The following is a 3,768-nucleotide window of genomic DNA, read 5'->3' on the forward strand; positions in this document are numbered from 1 at the left end:
CCGCAAAGCGGTTAGTTAGGTAATTTCCCCTTGCAATAAGGAGAAGAAACTATCTAACTAACCGCTTTGTCGATCGTTGGTTACTAATCTGGTCACAAAGGACCAGCATACATTTAAGCTAAAAAACGCCCTGCACAGTAGCCGAGCCGTTGTTTTTTGTCGCTCCAAAATATGATCTGAAGGTCTGGGCAACGCCATATGCTAACCCCAGCCAATAGTACCTCGTACTATGTTCTGTCCTTGCTACTGCCGTATGTTCCACTGCTGCCTGCTCGCCTTACACATGAGTAATTCTGACCAGACAGTAGTCGTCTGTACCGCCCTGACCTGGTTCGCTTAACTGCTGGTCGTCACCGCCACTTGCCCCACTGCATTCGTTACGTGCTTTCGGAAATAGATTTATTACTTGAGATGGCTCTATTAAACCTGTCCCTTTTTACAACTTTGTCCTGTTGGCAATTTATGTGCTGTCTTGATAACGAAAAAGACCTCCGGGCTAATCTCTTAGCTTGGAGGTCTTTTTAACTTCATCTCTTGAATTTTTAAGTATTTTTGTTATACTTAATCCAGGTGATGAAGCTAATCTGTGACCGTGCAAAAGTTTGAGATTAGCTTTTTTCATGTATTTAATTGTTAAAAATATTGTATAACAAAATCTTAAAATAAGAAACCTGTTTCACGAATTTAAAATTATAAAATTCAAAAACATATTAGTCATAGTAACTAATTAAAGAATAATATTAACTATTCTAGCTAATATGTTGGCCCATTTTCTTGATATATGTACTTTTTTACAAAGAAAATGAACCAATTTACTAGATGTACCACTAATTCTATCAATTACCTGTATTAACTTTTTAATACCATAGCGTCTAATCTGCTTTTTAACACTTTTAGGTGCTAATTTATAAAAATATCGAACCGACTTTGCACATGTTTTTACTCCTCCCCAAAATCCATAAATCCTATCTTATAAAAATATTTTATCTAAAGATAAAATATTTTTATAAGATAGTGAATTCAGTTCCTTATCGGTAAAGCCATAAACTTTTAAATCACTCTTAGCTTTTTTTAATTTTAACCTTTTACTAGATAGAGCAGTTATACTTGAAGCTGATGCCACATTATATGTAATATCTAACGCTGGCTGTATAAATAAAACCATGCTACACAATAATATCAAACATTTTTTTAGATTAATCTTCATGATTTTTCCTCTAAATTTACTTATGTTTATTATTCTTTTTAATAGCTTTATATTCGCCAATAACAATGGATAGGAACGTAGATATACTCCATATGATCACACATACTACAGCAATGCCAGAAAAAATAAATGATTTTTTATACAAAAAATATAAGCACATAAAAACAGCTGCTATTCCAAGCAATAATATATCTATAATGTCAAAAAAATTATATGTTTTAGAATCATTATCTCCATCATCGTCACCACTTGTTACTACAATATAAATAATAAAAAGTATTACAACTAAAGATAAACACTCTCTAAGCATTGCCCATACATCATGTCTATCTATAATTATTAATCCAATCGATGCTGCAATCAGCATAAAAACATATATAATACCTAATATATGTTTCAATTTCTTTTTCATTAATCTGTACTCCCTTATTGTAAGCATATTTATATATATTATATATAAACAAAAACACATGTTATATTATATATATTTTATATTATATATGCAAACTTATTTTTGCTTAGTATCCTCTATACCAGTAACAACTTTACATAATGTACATTAAGCGAAGTTGCTACGAAACATAGTGCTACAAGGCTTCAAACTGCAGCAAAAAAATGTTTGTGAATTTAAAGCCGTATAGCAAAAGGAAAGGCTGTTAAATCAGTCTTTCCTTTTTTCATTTCTAAGAAATTTCACAATTAGACCAATTGGTATATTTGAATTTTTCAATATCCAATTTCAATATATATTACATTCTAGCTTTAGTTTTAGTCAAAATTATAATTGCTTATATGTCCATATAAGCCCCTACACGCAATTTTTAGGGGCTTAAGTATGTTTGCCCATAAATTTCAATACAACGATTGCATTACCTGTAGTTTTGACCTATATCCCATCAAGATCATTCTCGTGTATATCTTCGATTTTATTAGTTTTTGCATTGTAGTGGATATAATCACCTGGTTCCAAATAAGCCTTTTGCACGTCAGTTAACTGTACTGTGTGGTCGGCGTCATTCTCTACTTCAGCTATTTCAGCAGTCTGCTTCTCAGCATCTATTTGCAATACAACAGCATTAATTTCAATGTCTTTTTTCATCTTAATAACTCCTCTGGGCTAATATAACTCACGCAAATACGCGATAAAGTCTCACTTATATTGTCTAAAAAAACTTTATCTGCTAATTGAATTTTATCCATAGAGTCGATGTATATTCAAGCCTAAAATATATACAACTTCTGAGTCTCTTGCTTTTTAATATAGTTAATTACGTCAACAGTAATCTCTAAAGTTTTGAGTACATTATTAGTTCCATTTTGCTTTGCAAGTTGCCGTAATTTAATACTCGTTTCTTCAGAAAAAACAACATGTATTTCTACAATTTTTTTGATTTCATGCTTTTGTTTTCCTTAAAAAATAAAAATAATTGGCTTGTAAAGTGGTGGTATTTTCTACACTTTTAGGTGGTACAAGGTGGTAAAATCATCATTTTTAGGTGGTATACGGTAGTAATATTACCATTTTTAGGTGGTATTAGAGACTAATATTAAGTCTATTTTTGGATAAAGTGCTTTACCCGTATTAACCTTGCCGCATAGGCATTTCAGAACATCGCCACTGGCGATTCCAACTAAAGTTGGACCGTTCTGTCTTATGCTCATTACCTTAATATTAGTAATTACAAGCTATTTTGTCGATATTATTAAGTTACTGCATACTATTTCTTAAAAATTACTGCAAAAAAGTTGAACTTATGACTTGGTTTTTCCAATTTTTTGCCACCAATGTAATTTAGACTTCATCACTCTAGAATTTTCAACTGGTTTATCGATAAATTTTTTCTGCCTCAACGGCTTATCGACTAAATTCAATCGCTGAGCCTGATCTGCTAACTGTGCAAATTTTTTTGCAAACTCAACTAACTCATTATTCTGCAGCATTATCTGCTCATCTTTTTCTTTAAGTTGTTCTTCTTTATCTTTTAACAACTGTTTCAATTCATCTATTTCATGCTGCTTTTCGGAAACGGTTTGAAAAACAGTCAACGAATTAATTAGATGATTTTTCCCCTTAGTATCAACTTTTTTAGACTTTTGATACCGTTCAATAACCGTTTTATCATAATATTTACGTTGACCTTTTAACTGTTTTGGAGAAACAGCATTGGCTTTCAACCACTTACTCAATGTACTCTTGCTAACACCTAATATATCAGCAATTCTATTCTGGCTATACAACTGTTCATGCTTCTTCATAAATTGTTTCCTAACCGTTTCAATCCATTTGAACACTACAACAACAATCTAACATACAATTAACCATACTAACAATGACCTTAACTTCCACTCAACTTCTATTCACTACATATATCATTTTCAAACAGCTAAACATAACTATTCAAAATAAGATCGTCCCAGACTACACCAGAAACACCACAACCTCCAAACAGCGGACACACTAACCCCATAAGGTACCTAACATAACCGCAAAGCGGTTAGTTAGGTAATTTCCCCTTGCAATAAGGAGAAGAAACTATCTAACTAACCGCTTTGTCGATCGT

Annotated in this window: 6 protein-coding genes; all 6 read right to left on the reverse strand. The window is 32.1% G+C overall.

The annotated features are described in order from the left end of the window. Positions 1 to 118 precede the first annotated feature (118 nt). The 6 genes from LDM90_RS09330 to LDM90_RS09355 all read right to left on the reverse strand — a co-directional run bounded on the left by LDM90_RS09330 (position 119) and on the right by LDM90_RS09355 (position 3,499). Complete coding sequence (locus LDM90_RS09330; RefSeq protein WP_158593833.1) at positions 119 to 262, reverse strand: hypothetical protein; 144 nt, start codon at positions 260 to 262, stop codon at positions 119 to 121. Between the two features lie 708 nt (positions 263 to 970). Further along, positions 971 to 1,207 (reverse strand): hypothetical protein, encoded by a 237-nt coding sequence (locus tag LDM90_RS09335; RefSeq protein ID WP_187155202.1) that lies wholly within the window; start codon positions 1,205 to 1,207, stop codon positions 971 to 973. Between the two features lie 16 nt (positions 1,208 to 1,223). Next, positions 1,224 to 1,619 (reverse strand): hypothetical protein, encoded by a 396-nt coding sequence (locus LDM90_RS09340; RefSeq protein ID WP_187155203.1) that lies wholly within the window; start codon positions 1,617 to 1,619, stop codon positions 1,224 to 1,226. Positions 1,620 to 2,093: 474 nt separating this feature from the next. Next, the gene (locus tag LDM90_RS09345; RefSeq protein WP_187155204.1) at positions 2,094 to 2,306 is read right to left on the reverse strand and encodes a hypothetical protein; all 213 of its coding nucleotides are present in this window, start codon (positions 2,304 to 2,306) and stop codon (positions 2,094 to 2,096) included. A 425-nt stretch (positions 2,307 to 2,731) separates the two neighbouring features. Continuing rightward, positions 2,732 to 2,869: a hypothetical protein gene (locus LDM90_RS09350; protein ID WP_223898875.1), complete on the reverse strand. Its 138-nt coding sequence runs from the start codon at positions 2,867 to 2,869 to the stop codon at positions 2,732 to 2,734. A gap of 90 nt (positions 2,870 to 2,959) precedes the next feature. Further along, a complete protein-coding gene (locus LDM90_RS09355; protein ID WP_222710145.1) occupies positions 2,960 to 3,499 on the reverse strand; it encodes a helix-turn-helix domain-containing protein in 540 nt (179 codons plus the stop codon). Positions 3,500 to 3,768 lie beyond the last annotated feature (269 nt).

This window comes from Lactobacillus huangpiensis (genome assembly GCF_019972815.1).
Taxonomy (GTDB): domain Bacteria; phylum Bacillota; class Bacilli; order Lactobacillales; family Lactobacillaceae; genus Lactobacillus; species Lactobacillus huangpiensis.